The organism is Clostridium sp. CTA-6, assembly GCF_054768115.1.
Genome location: NZ_BAAAAU010000001.1, coordinates 232,589 through 249,040 on the forward strand (window position 1 = coordinate 232,589; position 16,452 = coordinate 249,040).

The 16,452-nt window shown below is 28.9% G+C and carries 13 protein-coding genes and 1 riboswitch; of the genes, 12 read left to right on the top strand and 1 reads right to left on the bottom strand.

All coding sequences use genetic code 11. The features are described 5' to 3' along the window. The first annotated feature begins 218 nt into the window (after positions 1-218). A riboswitch (SAM riboswitch) is annotated at positions 219-322 on the top strand. Positions 323-438: 116 nt separating this feature from the next. From metF to ACYUDJ_RS01045, 3 genes are all read left to right on the top strand, one after another. Beyond that, complete coding sequence (metF, locus tag ACYUDJ_RS01035; protein ID WP_042385081.1) at positions 439-1,326, top strand: methylenetetrahydrofolate reductase [NAD(P)H]; 888 nt, start codon at positions 439-441, stop codon at positions 1,324-1,326. A gap of 170 nt (positions 1,327-1,496) precedes the next feature. Beyond that, the gene (locus ACYUDJ_RS01040; RefSeq protein WP_003486239.1) at positions 1,497-2,177 is read left to right on the top strand and encodes a hypothetical protein; all 681 of its coding nucleotides are present in this window, start codon (positions 1,497-1,499) and stop codon (positions 2,175-2,177) included. After that, positions 2,167-4,545: a homocysteine S-methyltransferase family protein gene (locus ACYUDJ_RS01045; protein ID WP_003486237.1), complete on the top strand. Its 2,379-nt coding sequence runs from the start codon at positions 2,167-2,169 to the stop codon at positions 4,543-4,545. The genes ACYUDJ_RS01040 and ACYUDJ_RS01045 overlap by 11 nt, the downstream gene beginning before the upstream one ends. Positions 4,546-4,723: 178 nt before the next feature. Here the strand turns inward: ACYUDJ_RS01045 and ACYUDJ_RS01050 are convergent, their stop codons facing one another. Next, positions 4,724-5,143 (bottom strand): hypothetical protein, encoded by a 420-nt coding sequence (locus ACYUDJ_RS01050; RefSeq protein WP_003486235.1) that lies wholly within the window; start codon positions 5,141-5,143, stop codon positions 4,724-4,726. Positions 5,144-5,781: 638 nt separating this feature from the next. Between ACYUDJ_RS01050 and ACYUDJ_RS01055 the strand changes: the two genes are divergently transcribed. The 9 genes from ACYUDJ_RS01055 to lpdA all read left to right on the top strand — a co-directional run bounded on the left by ACYUDJ_RS01055 (position 5,782) and on the right by lpdA (position 16,452). Next, complete coding sequence (locus tag ACYUDJ_RS01055; protein ID WP_003486233.1) at positions 5,782-6,354, top strand: sigma-70 family RNA polymerase sigma factor; 573 nt, start codon at positions 5,782-5,784, stop codon at positions 6,352-6,354. Continuing rightward, positions 6,347-7,834, top strand: coding sequence for a DUF4179 domain-containing protein (locus ACYUDJ_RS01060; protein WP_003486230.1), 1,488 nt, complete (start codon positions 6,347-6,349; stop codon positions 7,832-7,834). The genes ACYUDJ_RS01055 and ACYUDJ_RS01060 overlap by 8 nt, the downstream gene beginning before the upstream one ends. 349 nt (positions 7,835-8,183) lie before the next feature. Next, complete coding sequence (locus ACYUDJ_RS01065; protein WP_003486229.1) at positions 8,184-10,136, top strand: sigma-54-dependent Fis family transcriptional regulator; 1,953 nt, start codon at positions 8,184-8,186, stop codon at positions 10,134-10,136. Between the two features lie 168 nt (positions 10,137-10,304). After that, a complete protein-coding gene (locus ACYUDJ_RS01070; protein WP_080333515.1) occupies positions 10,305-10,676 on the top strand; it encodes a Lin0512 family protein in 372 nt (123 codons plus the stop codon). A 19-nt stretch (positions 10,677-10,695) separates the two neighbouring features. After that, a complete protein-coding gene (gene pdhA / locus ACYUDJ_RS01075; protein ID WP_011949161.1) occupies positions 10,696-11,679 on the top strand; it encodes a pyruvate dehydrogenase (acetyl-transferring) E1 component subunit alpha in 984 nt (327 codons plus the stop codon). A 2-nt stretch (positions 11,680-11,681) separates the two neighbouring features. Continuing rightward, positions 11,682-12,653, top strand: a complete 972-nt coding sequence (locus ACYUDJ_RS01080) for an alpha-ketoacid dehydrogenase subunit beta (protein ID WP_003486223.1) — start codon at positions 11,682-11,684, stop codon at positions 12,651-12,653. Positions 12,654-12,704: 51 nt separating this feature from the next. Further along, positions 12,705-13,700 (top strand): ATP-NAD kinase family protein, encoded by a 996-nt coding sequence (locus ACYUDJ_RS01085; RefSeq protein ID WP_003486222.1) that lies wholly within the window; start codon positions 12,705-12,707, stop codon positions 13,698-13,700. A gap of 35 nt (positions 13,701-13,735) precedes the next feature. Next, positions 13,736-15,046, top strand: coding sequence for a dihydrolipoamide acetyltransferase family protein (locus ACYUDJ_RS01090; RefSeq protein WP_003486220.1), 1,311 nt, complete (start codon positions 13,736-13,738; stop codon positions 15,044-15,046). Positions 15,047-15,060: 14 nt separating this feature from the next. Beyond that, positions 15,061-16,452: a dihydrolipoyl dehydrogenase gene (gene lpdA / locus ACYUDJ_RS01095; RefSeq protein ID WP_043031882.1), complete on the top strand. Its 1,392-nt coding sequence runs from the start codon at positions 15,061-15,063 to the stop codon at positions 16,450-16,452.

The following is a 16,452-nucleotide window of genomic DNA, read 5'->3' on the forward strand; positions in this document are numbered from 1 at the left end:
ATTTAATTTAATGTTTAATTAGAATTTTAATTAAATTCACATAAATATTAAATGAATATATTATATATTATACATATTTTTGTAATAATTTCAAATAAATTTATTTAAATACAAAATAGTGGATAAGTAAAAAAATTTCTAAGAATATAAAAAAACTCTTTACAATAATAATTTTTTATTATATAATTACAGTTAAAATTTAGTAAATTAAAATTAAATACTTATCAAGAGCGGTGGAGGGACTGGCCCTGTGAAACCCAGCAACCTATATGAAAGTGCATATAAGGTGCTAAATCCTGCAGCATAAGCTGAGAGATGAGGATATATCTAGGAATTTTAAACCTAAGGGAAATATCCTTTAGGTTTTTTATTTTTAAAGTCTCTCAGAAATTAAATATTTGCAATACACTATATAAAAAATTATTAGGAGGCTTTAGAATGCATATAAAAGAATTGTTTAATCAAAAAAATTTAGTTTTTTCTTTTGAAATTTTCCCACCAAAAGCTACATCATCTGTAAAAACAATATATGAAACTTTAGAGGAGTTAAAAGATTTAACACCAGATTTTATAAGTGTAACTTATGGAGCTGGAGGAAGCTTAAAGGATAATAAAACCTGTGAGTTATCATCTCTTGTAAAAAACAAATATGGTATAGAAGCATTGGCACATCTAACTTGTATAAACTCAACAAAGGATGATATAGATTTAATAATAAAAGAATTAAAAGAAAATAATATTAAAAATATACTAGCTTTAAGAGGAGATATCCCAAAGGATAAAAATATTATTGGAGAATATAACTATGCCTTTGAACTCATAAGAAAAATAAAAGAAAACGATAATTTTGGAGTTGCAGGGGCTTGTTATCCAGAAGGACATATTGAATGTGAAAGCTTAGAAAAGGATATAAAAGAATTAAAAAGAAAGGTAGACGCAGGGGCAGAACATTTGATATCTCAATTATTTTTTGATAACAATATATTCTATGAGTTTTTAAATAAAGCACAACAAAAAAATATAAATGTTCCTATACAGGCAGGAATAATGCCTGTAGTTAATAAAAAACAAATAGAGAGGATAATTAAAATATCTCGTGCAACATTACCTAAAAAATTTATGAAAATATTAGACAGATATGAATATGATAAAGAGGCTATGAAGGATGCAGGAATAGCCTATGCAGTAGAACAGATAGTTGATTTAGTGTCTAGTGGAGTAAAGGGAATACATCTATATACGATGAACAATCCTTATATAGCTAGGAGAATAACAGAAAGTACAAAGTCAATATTTAATTCCATAAATAAAGATGTAGCGGTTTAAAAATTAATACTAATTAAATAATATATTGGCTCACAGTGATTATTAAAAAGTAGAAATATTTAGGCTAAAACATAAGAAAATTTAAAGTATATGTCCTAAAGAATAAAATAATCTTAGCAATGGAATAAAAACTTTTGAAGTAAGATTTTAATAGATAGGGTGAATAGAAAATGGACAATAATAATTTAAATATAGATAAAAATCAGATTTTAAGGTACTTAGGATATAGGGGACAGGAAATTTCTAATGAAATACACTCTCTTATAGAGGAATGTATAAAAGAAATAAAAACTTTAGTTAGTCTAAGAAATACTTATAAATACTCTAAGGTTGAGATAAATAATCAGGTTAATTTAATAGATATTGATTTAAAATTAGAGGGAAAAGATATTATTGGTCATTTAGAAAAATCCAATAAATGTTGTGTAATGGCTGCAACTTTAGGAAGTGAAGTTGATAGAAAAATATTATATTATGAAAAGGTTAATATGACTAAAGCAGTAATTTTAGATTCCTGTGCCACAACTGCTATAGAAGAATATTGTGATTTTATAGAAAATGAAATAAAAAAAGAGGTAGTGGAGGATGAATTAAATATAAATTGGAGATACAGTCCAGGTTATGGTGATTTGGATATATCTATACAAAGAGATTTATTAAAATCTTTAGATGCTGAAAGAACTATTGGATTAACGGTTTCATCCCACAATATATTAATACCTAGAAAATCTGTAACGGCTATCATAGGTATAATTCCAAAAGAAGTTATAGTAAATAAAAAATCTTGTAATCAGTGCAATAAATTTAATAGTTGTAAATTTAGAAAGATAGGTGAGATATGTGAATATTAAAGATTATATAAAAGAAAATGTATTAATATTTGATGGTGCCATGGGAACAATGCTTCAAAAATTAGGGTTAAAGATTTCAGATTTGCCAGAAGAATTAAATATATTAGAACCTGAAAAAATAATAAACATACATAGAAAATATATAGAAGCAGGAGCAAAGGTTATAACAACCAATACCTTTGGAGCAAATGAAATAAAGCTTAAACAAAGTGAATTTTCTGTGGAAAGCATTATAGATAAAGCTATAAATAATGTAAAAAAAGCAAGGAGGAATAAAGAAATATTTATAGCACTAGATATAGGTCCAATAGGACAGCTTTTAGAACCTATGGGAACACTAAAATTTGAAGAAGCCTATGAAATTTTCAAAAGACAGGCTATACAAGGACAAAAAAGTGGAGCAGATATAATTTTAATAGAAACAATGACGGATCTTTACGAAGCTAAAGCAGCAATTTTAGCAGCAAAAGAAAATACAAATCTTCCTGTATTTTGTACTATGACCTTTGAAAAAAATAAGAGAACTTTTACTGGATGCACTCCATTATCTATGGTTCTTACTTTAGAGGGATTAGGTGTAGATGCTTTAGGTGTCAATTGTTCCCTAGGACCAAATGAATTAGGAGACATTGTAGATGAAATAATAAAATATTCAAGCATACCAATAATGGTTCAACCTAATGCAGGTCTTCCAACAGTTAAAGAGGGTAAAACTATTTATAATATTAAGCCTAAAGAATTCGCAGCTTTTCAAAAGAGTATCGCAGAGAAGGGAGTAAGAATAGTAGGAGGTTGTTGTGGAACTACAGATGAATTTATAAGAGAAATTGTATATAGTTTAAAGGATGTAGAGATAAAAAAGTTAAAAGAAAACAATATTTGTGGAGTATGTTCTTCTACAAAGGCAGTTTTAATAGATGGAGTTAAGATAATAGGAGAAAGAATTAATCCAACGGGTAAAAAATTATTTAAAGAAGCCCTTAGAAATAATGATATAGATTATATATTAAAAGAAGCAATAAGTCAGGTTGAATCTGGTGCAGATATATTAGATGTAAATGTGGGACTTCCAGAAATAGATGAAGAAGAGACAATGAAAAAAGTTATAAAAGAGATTCAATCCATAATTGATACACCTCTTCAAATAGATTCTAATAATCCTAAAGTTATAGAAAAGGGATTGAGAGTATACAATGGAAAGCCTATAGTTAATTCTGTAAATGGAGAAGACAAAGTGTTAGATAATGTATTACCATTAATAAAAAAATATGGAGCTGCTGTTGTTGGATTAACTTTAGATGATAAGGGTATACCTAAAAAAGCTGAAGAAAGGTTAAAAGTAGCTGAGAAAATAGTTAATAAGGCTTTAGAGTATGGCATAAAAAGAGAAGATATATTTATTGATTGTTTGGTTTTAACCGCATCAGCACAACAGGAAGATATTGGAAAAACCCTTAAAGCAGTAGCTTTAGTTAAAGAAAAATTGAAGGTGAAAACAATACTAGGAGTATCTAATATATCCTTTGGATTACCTAATAGAGAACTCATAAACAAAACTTTTTTAGCTATGAGTCTTCAATCAGGATTGGATTTACCCATATTAAATCCTAACAATAAAGAAATGATAAACATTATAAATGCTTTTAAAGTTTTAAATAATCAGGATAGAGGAGCTACAAATTATATAGATATTTATACAAATGAAACTTCAAATAGTAAGAAAGTAAAAATCAAGAGAGACAACTTAACCTTAAAGGAAATAGTTATAAAAGGAATAAAAGAAGAGTCATATAGTAAAACAAATGAACTTCTTAAAGAGAGAGATGAACTTTCAATAATAAATGAAGAGCTAATTCCAGCATTAGATGAAGTTGGAGAAAAATACGAGAAAGGTATAATATTTTTACCACAGTTAATTCAATCAGCGGAGACTGTTAAAAAAGCTTTTGCAGCTATAAAAGAAAAACTTATAGAGGACAATTCACCAAAAATAAATAAAGGGAAAATATTAATGGCCACTGTTAAAGGTGATATTCATGATATAGGAAAGAATATAGTGAAGGTTATACTAGAAAACTATGGATTTGATATTATAGATTTAGGTAAGGATGTTGAAGCGGAGAAAATAGTAGAGGAAGTAAAGAAAAACAATATAAAGTTAGTAGGATTAAGTGCTTTAATGACTACTACAGTAAATAGTATGAAAGATACCATAAAGGCTTTAAAAGAAAGTGGAATGGATTGTAAAGTCTTTGTTGGTGGAGCAGTGCTTAATAAGGAATATGCAGAAATGATAAACGCAGATTATTATGCTAAGGATGCAAAGGAAGCAGTAGATATAGCCAAAAGATTTTTTGGAGGATTTTAAAAATCAATCTAATAAAGTATTTAAATCTATACAAAACACTTACCGGTATAAAGGTAAGTGTTTTGCAGTTTTGTATTAATTAATTTTTATAAATAATAGTAGCCTGTCAAGAATGTTATCTAAACAACCCACTTGTTTTGTTTCTTTAATTAATTGTTTAATAAGTTCTTTTCCTAAATTATTTTTCATGTGCTCCAAAGCCAGTTATTATAAGAGTAGCCCAGCTGTTCCCTTTAGTTTGCACCCAATTAAATTCAATATCGAGTTCTTTAAGCCATGCATTTAATCCAACGCTTTGTTTTGTAGGATTTGGTGATTGTCTTCCAAACTTTTCTTTAATGTTTTCAAGTAAGTGCTTTTGATCTTCTTCATTTAGTTCTTTATCCAAAAGTTCTCTTATAATTGCACGACAATCATAATATGATTTTGTATCTTCACTATAAAGTTCATCAGCTAATTCTTGTCTTTTCTTATTTAAAGTGTTTCTAACCTCATTAATTTCATCTATGTTTGATAGGTATTTTGAGGCAATTTTAAGCGATTCTATTTCTCTATCCATTTTTTTTATTAATTTTTCTACTTTAGCATATCTCATCATTTTTTCTCTTTTCTTATTTATTTTATTTCAACTTATTAAGTATAACATACAACTAAACTTAATTACATATTTTATTGTATCCATTTAAATCAATCTTATAATAGGAGATTATTCTGTTAGTTTTTAACTTATTTGAATTTATCGAGTAAAGTTTATCTGGGTCAGTACCTAATTCAAGCTGTTTTTCAAAAATACTAATAGTTTCCATTTATATCACCATGCCTTTGTATATTAAGTATCTAATGTATAAATATAAAGTTTATTTGTATCAAGATCAAAAATAGATATTGTTACATTATAAGAAAATCTTGAGTTTATATTTGTATTTTTTATCATAAATTTTCTCCTATAATTATTAAAAGTAATTATTAAAAGTAGTAATAAAAAATACTATGCTTAAAGTCATCTAAGATAAAAGATTATACAAATTAAATTTTAGTTTATAAATCAATTATATTATAATAATAAAGAATTTAAAGAATAAAAAGGAAATAGAGAAGATAAAAGTAAAAAAAGTTTATTTTTTATGATAGAAAGGTATAAAAAGATTTGTATTAGTATATGAAAGGCCTTTTAGTAATTATTCAATATAATGGAATATCATTGTAAAGTTTATAAGAAATGATCAGGAGGTAAAGATGCAGATAAATGAAGACAATTTTATTAACAAACTGAAAGATAAAGATTCAAAGGCTTTAGAATATGCCTTTGATACTTATTGCGACTATGTATATAAAGTAGTATTTTCTGTATTTGGATCTAAAGAGTATTCTACTTATATAGATGAATGCATTAATGATATATTTATGTGTTTATGGGACAACATAGATAAATTTCATGAGGAAAAAGGAAACTTTAAGTATTGGTTTAAAGCTGTAGCAAAGTATAAGGCTATAAACTACAAGAAAAAAATTATTAAAAATGCAAATATAGATTGTATTGAAAATTATATTTTTGAATCAAAAGAACAAGTAGAAAATTTGATTGTATCCAAGGAAAATAAAAATGAGATCATAAATATGATAAAGGATCTAAAGGGAATGGATAGAGAAATTTTTATAAGAAGATATTTAATACAGGAAGATATAGTTGAGATAGGAAGCTATTTAGGAGTAAATAGAAGTGTAGTAGATAACAGACTCTCAAGAAGTAGAAAAATTTTAAAAGAAAAACTTGAAAAACTAAAAAAGGGGGAGTGTGTAAATGAATAAAGATATATTTGAAGAGAAGGATATATTAGAGCTACTTAATTGTATTAATATAGATAAGGATGAAGAAGAAAACTTAGATTCAAATATGGATAATTTAAGAAAGAAAAAATTAAGAAAGAATTTGTTAAAGCAAGTTAAGGGTAAAAGAACTAGAAAGAGTTTTAAACACAAGGCTATAGCTGCTTCTTTAATAATAGCTGCAGCCCTTATTAGTGTAAATATACCTGCCTTTGCAAAAAATATTTCAGAATTTAAGTCAGTAATTCAAGCTTTAGTAGGATATGGAGTACCAAAAGAAGGGGAATATGAAAAATATTCTAATATTATAAACAAAAGTGTTACTGATGAAGGGATAACTTTGACTATAAACGAAGTAGTATGCGATGATACAGAATTAATGGTAAGTTATACTATAAAAACTGAAGATAATATAAAAAAAATAGTTAAAGAAAGAAAAGATGCTAGTTCTATGACCTTTACTTTATTTCCATACATTAAGATAAATGATAGACATCCTAGTAGTGCTTCAGGTGAGGATGGTAAATATTTAGATGGGCATACTTATATAAATTCAGATAGTATAAATATAGGGGATATGAATCTTAAAAATAGCTTTAATGTAGATTTGAATATAAATAATATATATGGTGTAATAGGAAATTGGAATTTTAAATTTAGCGCTTCAAAGAATGAAATATCCAAGCATATTAAGGTGTTTAAACCTAATACAAAAGTTCAGTTTAAAGATGTACTTGTTAATGTAAAAAAAGTGAGTTTTACACCTATAAATACTACTATAACTGTTACTGGTAATTACAAAGATAAAAGTCAGGAAGCTTCTAAAAAAAGACAAGAAGCTTTTAAGAAAGAAATGGCAGGAGGGCAGAATTTATATGAATATGATGAATGGTTTGTTTTTGATGATAAAGGTAATGAGATTACACTAAAAGGTTCTACCAGCGATGGAGGCCAAAATGCATCTTCAAAGGACTTTACTTATAATCTCAATTTGGTTGCTTTAAAATTTATTCCGAAGTATTTAACTGTTATACCATATAAAATTAATTTTCATAAGGAAGAATATAAAAAATATAAATCTGATGATGGATCAATATTTATACCACCAGTATATAAAAATATAGATGGTGTATATCCTATAGAACTTTCTCAAGGAAGTATAGGTAAACTTATAATTAAAGAGATAAAAACTGAAAAAGATAAAACTGTTGTTAAATATAAGGTAGAAGGAAAGGCGCCATTTTTACAATCTAAACAGTTATTCATAATGGGTGATAAAGATAATGGAGTACAAAGAAAGGATAATAATATTGATATAAAAAAAGATAATAATAATCCTAATGATTATATTATGGAGTTTGATCCTTTAGATAAGAATAAAAAATATAAAATAGGAACTAATGATTTAGGACATTATGAAATAAGAAATGATTTAAAATTTAGAGTAAATCTTACTAAATAAATAGTAAAATTTATTTAAAATCTTTTATAAATAAGCAAAAAGAGTATTTCACTAAAAGGTGAGATGCTCTTTTTTTAATTCTAGGAAAAATAAAATTTAAAGAATGAATTTATTGCTTGTTTGTATGTAATAGAGAGCATTTTTATTTATATAAGAGATTATCTTATTAGATGTGTTATAATAGCAGTAAATTAATAAATATATTATTATTTATAAATTAGAAATATTTTATATGAATTTAAGGGAAGCTTTAAGTATTAATTTAAAAAAGAAAAGAATATTTATGTTGATAAATTTAAATTGTTTTAATAAATTTTTGCAAGTATTATTTATTATGTAGGTGATAACTATGATTAATATATTAGAGGTAGAAAAACAAAGGGAAAATTTCATTAAAAATAATGATATACCGAAAAGTGTAAGACCTGAGATATTAAATTCATGGATAAGATGTAAAAATTATAATGTAGATACTAATAATGGACAAGGTAAAGAATTACCTAAAGAGGAATTTGAAAAAATACTATATGAAAAAAGAGATCTTATTCAAATAGCTATACCTGCTATGATTGATTTATACAATGTAGTAAAGGATACAAACTATTCCATTATTTTAGCGGATGAAAATGCAGTAATTCTTGAAGTTATAGGAAACGAAGAAATAATGAATAAAAATATGGAATTGCATTTTCTTAAAGGATGCAAATGGATGGAAAAGGATGTAGGTACTAATGCCATAGGAACTAGTATTTATTTAGACAAGCCAATACAGACAATAGGAGCGGAACATTATTGTAAAAGGCAACATGGATGGACTTGTTCTGCGGCACCTATACATGATGAAAAAGGAAAAATTATAGGTGTTATAGATTTATCTGGAGATTTTTATGATTATCAAATTCATACCCTTGGGATAGTAGTTGAGGCAGCAAAAACTATAGAAAAGCAATTTGCCATAGTTCAGCACAGAAAGTGGGTAGAGGTTGCATTTAGCTCTATTGAGGATGGTATTTTGGTTATAGACAAAGACTTTTATGTTAAAGATTTCAATAAAAAACTCTGTGAAATTCTACAGGTGTCAGAGGAAAAAGTTAATAGATTAGATATAAAATTACTTTTAAAAGATATCATAAAGGATGAAAATAACTTTAGTAATAATAGAATTAACTATAAAGAGGCTAATTTATATTTAGAAAATCGTAAATTAGAGTGCAATATAAATGTTTCTCCTGTAAAACTAGAAAGTAAGTATATTGGATATGTTATACTGGTTAAAAAAATTGATAGCATTAGAAATGTGGTTAGAAAAATAGCGGGCTTTTCATCTAAATATACCTTTGAAAGTATAATAACTAATAATAAAAGAATGTTATCCGTAATTGAGGAGGCTAAAAAAATTGCTGAGAATGAATGCTCAGTGTTAATTACTGGAGAGAGTGGAACTGGTAAAGAATTGTTTGCTCATTCAATTCATAACTCTAGTAATCGATGTAAAGGTCCCTTTATAGCAATAAACTGTGCGGCTCTTCCAAAGGACTTAGTTGAAAGCGAACTTTTTGGATATGAAAAATCTGCTTTTACAGGAGCATCAAAGGAGGGAAATCCTGGAAAGTTTGAATTGGCAAATAGAGGTACAATTTTTCTAGATGAGATTGGGGAATTGCCCTTAGAAATTCAATCTAAGCTTTTAAGAGTTTTAGATAACCATACAATAACAAGAATAGGTGGAAATTTTGAAAGAAAATTAGATGTAAGGGTTATAGCTGCAACAAATAGAAATTTAAATGAAGAAATTAATAAAAATAATTTTAGAAGTGATTTATATTATAGATTAAATGTATTTAATGTAAGATTAATTCCCTTAAGGGAAAGACCGGAAGACATTGAATTATGTGCAGACTATTTTCTTCAAAGATTAAATGATAAAAACCAGAGAATGAATAAATCCTTTGACAAAGAGTTTATAAATTTAATTAAAGACTACAATTGGCCAGGAAATGTGAGAGAGCTTGAAAATGTAATTCAAAGAGCTTATTATTTATCCAAGGATGAAGTTATTAATTATTCCTTTATTCCAGAATATATAAATGGCAATATAAAAGGGGAAGAAATTAAAGATAAGGAAGAAAAATCTAAACCACCAACCCTTGAAGAAATGGAAAGAAAGCTTATTATACAAGCTTTAAAGTATTGTAATGGAAACGTTATTAATGCCAGCAAGATTATAGGAGTTGGTAAATCAACTTTATATAGAAAAATAGAAAAGTATAGATTAGAGGAAGTTTCAAAATGGGAAAAATAATTAATAATTCCCATTTTGAAATAAGTATTTTCCCAAAATGAAACTTTAAAAATAAATAATCTTTAGAAGCCTTGCAAATGCAAGGCTTTTTCTTTTGGCATAATAGTTGCTTTTATAATAATTGAAAGAAAAAAATAAATATTCACACTATATTGAAAAATTCTCGTATTGGGGGTGAAGCTTATTAAAAGATATATTATTGAATTTGGGCTAGGTATGGATTTTCATGGTCAAGATGTAAATAAAGCTGCCCATAAGGCAGTACTTGATGCTATATCCAAAAGTTGTTTATGTGGTTTAAAAGAAGTCCTTGGCATTAAGGATATGAACAAGGATATTGTGGTGAATGTAATCCTTTCCACAACCCAGTCAGAAAAAATAGACAAAGAAAAGATAAAAACTTATTTGCCCGTAGGAGAAGTAAAGGTTCAGTCCGTAAGTGGTGGGCTTAATGTGCCAGGAATTTTTATTCCTGAATTTGGAGACTCGGATAATAGTATTGAAGTGGCGATTGCTTGTATTGAAGTATACATTAAATAAAAAACAGGAGGGAAAAATTGTGAAAAAATTAAATGAAAATTCTATTGTTGAAATGTATAAAACTATGCTAAAAATAAGAAAGTTTGAACAGGTGGCAATGAATACCTTTGCAGAAGGAAAAATTCCTGGCTTTGTTCATCTTTATATAGGAGAAGAAGCAGTGGCTACAGGAGTGTGTGCTAATTTAAAGGATAGTGATTATATAACAAGTACTCACAGGGGTCATGGACATATACTTGCAAAGGGTGGAGATTTGAAATTTATGATGGCAGAGCTTTTTGGAAAGGCTACAGGATATTGCAAAGGAAAAGGAGGTTCTATGCATATTGCAGATGCAACTAAAGGCATTTTAGGGGCAAATGGTATAGTAGGTGCCGGTCATAATATTGCAGTTGGAGCTGGATTAAGTGCACAATACAGAGGAACTGATCAAGTGTGTGTATGCTTCTTTGGAGATGCGTCAACTAATCAAGGTACATTTCATGAATCTTTAAATATGGCAAGTGTATGGAAACTACCAGTGGTTTTTGTATGCGAAAATAACCTTTATGGAATATCTATGAGTCAAAATAGACATCAAGCAATAAAGGATGTTGCAGATAGAGGTGTTGCTTATAATGTACCAGGTATTGTAGTAGATGGTAATGATGTATTTGCTGTGTATGAAGCAGCTAAAGAAGCTATTAAAAGAGCACGAGAAGGCAAGGGACCAACACTCATAGAATGCAAAACTTATCGACATAGAGGACATTTTGAAGGAGATCCTTGTGTTTACAAACCAACAGAGGAACAGGAAGAATGGCTAGCTAAAGATCCTATACCAAGATTTGAAAAATATTTAGTAGAAAATGAAATTTTGACAGAAGAAAAGCTTAAGGAAGTTCAAAATAAGGTAGAGAGTCAAATTGATGAAGCAGTAGATTTTGCAAATAATAGTCCATATCCAGAATTAGAGTCAGTATTAGAAGATGTTTATACTGACATTAAAGAGGAGGTTAGATAACTATGAAAAAGTTAACATACGCAGAAGCAATAAGAGAAGCAATGAGAACTAAAATGAGTGAAGATGATAAGGTATTAATTTTTGGGGAAGATGTAGGAGCTTTTGGAGGATGCTTTGGAGTAACTGGAGATTTATATGCAGAATTTGGAGATAAAAGAGTAAGAGATACTCCTATATCTGAAGGTGCAATTGCAGGATGTGCTGTTGGAGCAGCAGCTACAGGTCTAAGACCAATTGCAGAGATAATGTTTGGGGACTTTTTAACGGTGTCAATGGATATGATCGTAAATCAAGCTGCAAAAATGAGATTTATGTTTGGGGGAAAGATAAGTTTACCTATGGTGGTTAGATTACCAGAGGGAGCAGGTGTACAAGCAGCTGCACAGCATTCTCAATCCCTTGAAGCTTGGCTTACACATGTGCCAGGTCTTAAAGTGGTATATCCATCCACACCACAGGATGCATATGGACTTATGGTAGCAGCTATAGAGGATGATAACCCAGTTATGTTTATGGAACACAAATTTTTATATGGCATGAAGGGTGAAGTTTCAGATGAAATAAAAAGAATACCTTTAGGTGTGGCAGATATTAAAAGAGAAGGAAAGGATGTTACTATTATAGCCACAGGTAAAATGGTACACGAATCTTTAAAAGCAGCAGAGGCACTTTCAAAGGATGGAATTGAAGCAGAAGTAGTAGATCCAAGAACTTTATATCCACTAGATAAGGAAACTATATTTAATTCTATAAAGAAAACAAATAGAGCTGTAATTGTAACAGAGGAAAATAAAAGAGGAGCTTATAGTGGAGAAATATCTTCCTTAATAAATGAGGAGATTTTTGATTATTTGGATGCACCTGTAGGAAGAATTGGAGCCCTTAATACCCCTATACCATTTTCACCTACATTAGAAAGTTATGTTATTCCTGATTCTAAAGATATAGTTAAAAAAGTAAAAGAGCTATTCTAATGCAAAGAAACATAAAGGGGATTTTTCCCTTTAATTAATAGGGTGATAATTATGAATAAAATAGGTATAATTGCAAACCCAGCCTCAGGTAAAGATATAAGACGATTAGTATCCCATGCAACCACTATAGACAACAACGAAAAAGTAAATATAGTGGAGAGAATAGTTTTAGCTGCAGAAGCTTTTGGAGTGAAGAACATATTTATTATGCCAGATACATTTCAAATAGGCTATAAAGTATTGGATAATTTAAATACTTTAGGAGAGTTATCTACAAATCTAAAAACAATTAATATGAAAATTACAGGAAGTATAAAAGATACTATAAATGCTGCAAAATTAATGGAAGAGTATGAAGTTGATTGTTTAGTAGTATTAGGTGGAGATGGAACAAGCAGAGCGGCAGCAAAGTCTATTAATAAAACACCAATAATTTCAATATCTACAGGAACAAATAATGTATACCCAGAAATGCTTGAGGGCACTGTAGTTGGAATGGCTGCAGCCTTTGTTGCATCTGAAAAATTTGGTTTAAATAATATATATCATAGAGACAAAAGAATAGAAATTTTTAAAGATGGGACTTTAGTGGACATAGCTCTTGTAGATGCAGTTATCTCAAAAAACTTATTTGTAGGAGCAAAAGCAATCTGGGACGTAGAGGATATGGAAAAGGTAATAGTTACAAGGGCTCATCCAGGTACTATAGGCTTTTCTTCCCTTGTGGGATGTAGAAAAATAATAGAAATAGAAGATGACTTTGGAGCAGTTATTGATTTAACAGAAAATAAATATAAAATAATAGCTCCAATAGCTGCAGGAACTATTGAAAAAGTTCATATGGGAGATATAAAAATAATTAAACTTAATGAGGAATATAAGTTTACATCAAAGGAAAAAGGGGTAATTGCGTTGGACGGAGAAAGAGAAATATCCTTTAAAAAAGGAGAAACTTTTATTTTTAAAATAACAAGAAAAGGACCTATTAGGGTTAATATAAAATCCGCATTAGAATTAGCACAAGCTCAGGGATTTTTTAATATATAACAATATTATTCACAATAGTTAAAGGAGGATTGTTTATGGGTAAGTTAGAGGTTATGCCAAAGCTGGGATTAACTATGACAGAGGGTGAATTAGTTAAATGGCATAAAAAAGAAGGAGATACTATAAAGGTAGGAGAGACCTTATTTGATGTAACAACGGATAAATTGACTAATAATGTGGAAGCAAAGGCTGATGGAATTGTAAGAAAGATTTTAGTAGAGGAAGGTACAGTAGTTGAATGTTTGAAACCAGTAGCCATAATTGGAGATAAAGATGAGGATATATCAAATCTATTAAAGGAATCTTTGCAAGATAGTAAGGGAAATGAGGTAGAAAAAGAAGTTAAAGAATCTAAGGAAGAGATAAAAGATAATAGGAAAATTAAAAAAGGAGAAAGAACAAAGATATCCCCAATAGCAAAAAGACTTGCAAAGGAAAATGATGTGGATATTCAACTATTAGATGGAACAGGTCCTGAAGGAAGAATAGTTTTAAAAGATGTAGAATCATATATAGAAAATAATAAGAATAATATTAAAACTTCTCCAGTAGCAGAGAAGATGGCTAAAGATTTAGGCGTTAATTTAGAAGATATAAAGAAAGACGGAAGAATAATGAAAGATGATATATTAGAATTTATCCAAAAATCTATTCCTTCTGTAGGAGAAGATTTAATGGATAGAAGAGTAAAAATGAGCACTATGAGAAAAGTAATTGCCTCAAGAATGAGCCAAAGTTCAAAAATTTCTCCTACTGTAACTTATGACATTGAAGTGGACATGACTAATTTAAAAAGGTTAAAGGAACAAATTAAAGATGAATGGAAAGTTACTTATACAGATTTATTAGTAAAAATAGTTTCTAAAGTACTCATTCAATATCCTTTAGTTAATTGCTCAATAGAAGGAGATGAAATGATTTTTAGAAATTATGCAAATATTGGAGTAGCAGTGGCTTTAGAGGAAGGCCTTGTGGTACCAGTGGTTAAATATGCAAACCAAAAGGGATTAAAGGATATTTCTATAGAAGTGAAAGAATTAGCCCAAAAAGCAAAAAATAATGGACTTACTGAAGAAAATAGTACTGGGGGAACCTTTACTATAACTAATCTTGGTATGTTTGGTATAAAGTCTTTTTCTCCAATTATAAATCAGCCTGAAGTAGCTATATTAGGTGTGAATATGATAACTAATACTCCAGTGGTAGAGAATGGAGAAATAGTGATAAAACCTCTTATGAATTTATCTCTTACTGCAGACCATAGAGCGGTAGATGGTGCTGTAGCGGCTCAGTTTTTAAATTCAATTAAAAAATATATGGAAAAGCCAGAGTTACTTATATTATAGGGGGGGAAATAAAAATGAAGCTAGTAGTTATTGGAGGAGGACCAGGAGGATATGTAGCGGCTATTCGTGGAGCTCAGCTAGGAGCAGAGGTTACTCTTATTGAAAAAAAAAAGCTAGGAGGTACTTGTTTAAATATGGGTTGCATACCTACTAAGGTTTTATTACATTCTTCAGAATTATTAAATGAAATAAAAGAAGCCAAAATTTTAGGAATAGAGGTGAATAATGAAGTAAAAGTTAATTGGCCTCAGCTTCAAAATAGAAAAAATACTGTAGTAAATACCTTAGTTTCAGGGGTTTCAACATTACTTGAACATAATAAAGTTAAAGTAATTAATGGAACTGCAGCCTTTGAAGGAAAAAGTAGTATAAAAGTAACAAAGGATCAGGGAGAAAGTGAAAATATCCAATTTGATAATGTGATAATTTCATCTGGTTCCGTTCCATTTATACCTCCTATAAAAGGAAAAGAATTAGAGGGAGTAATTGATAGTACTGGAGCCTTAAGCTTAGATTCTATTCCTAAAAGTATGGTGATAATTGGTGGAGGCGTTATAGGAATAGAATTTGCAAATATTTTTAATTCCCTTGGATGTAAGGTAACTGTTATTGAAATGCTACCATTTATATTGCCACCAGTGGATAGAGAAATTTCTGAGATTCTTAAGGAAAAGCTTAAAAAGGACGGAATTGATATATATAATAACTGTAAGGTAACTAAAATTGAAAATAACAATGAAAATTTAAAGGTAAGTTTTGAAGAAGATAATAGTAAGTTAAATATAGAGGCACAAAAAGTTTTAATAGCAGTAGGAAGAAGAGCAAATATAAGTAATCTAAATTTAGAAAGTACTGGAGTATATATAGAAAAAGGATACATTTGGGTAAATGATAATATGGAAACAAATATAAAAGGAATTTATGCTATAGGTGACTGTACAGGAAAAAATATGCTTGCCCATGTAGCTTCAGATCAAGGAATAATAGCTGTAGAAAATATTATGGGTAAAAATAAAAAAATGGATTATAAAACTGTACCAGCTTGCGTATATACTAAGCCAGAATTAGCCTCTGTGGGATTAACAGAAGAACAAGCAAAGGAAAAGGGCATTGATTATAAAGTAGGAAAGTTCCCTCTAATTTATAATGGAAAATCTCTTATAATGAATGATACAGAGGGATTTATAAAAATAATAGCGGATAAAAAATATGAAGAGGTATTAGGAGTTCATATACTTGGACCTAGGGCAACGGATTTAATAACAGAGGCAGCCTTAGCTCTAAGACTGGAAGCTACTCTAGAGGAAATAATTACAACAGTACATGCTCATCCAACAATAGGAGAAGCGATGAAGGAGGCATCTCTTGCAGTAAACAAAGAAGCAATTCATATGGTGAATAAATAA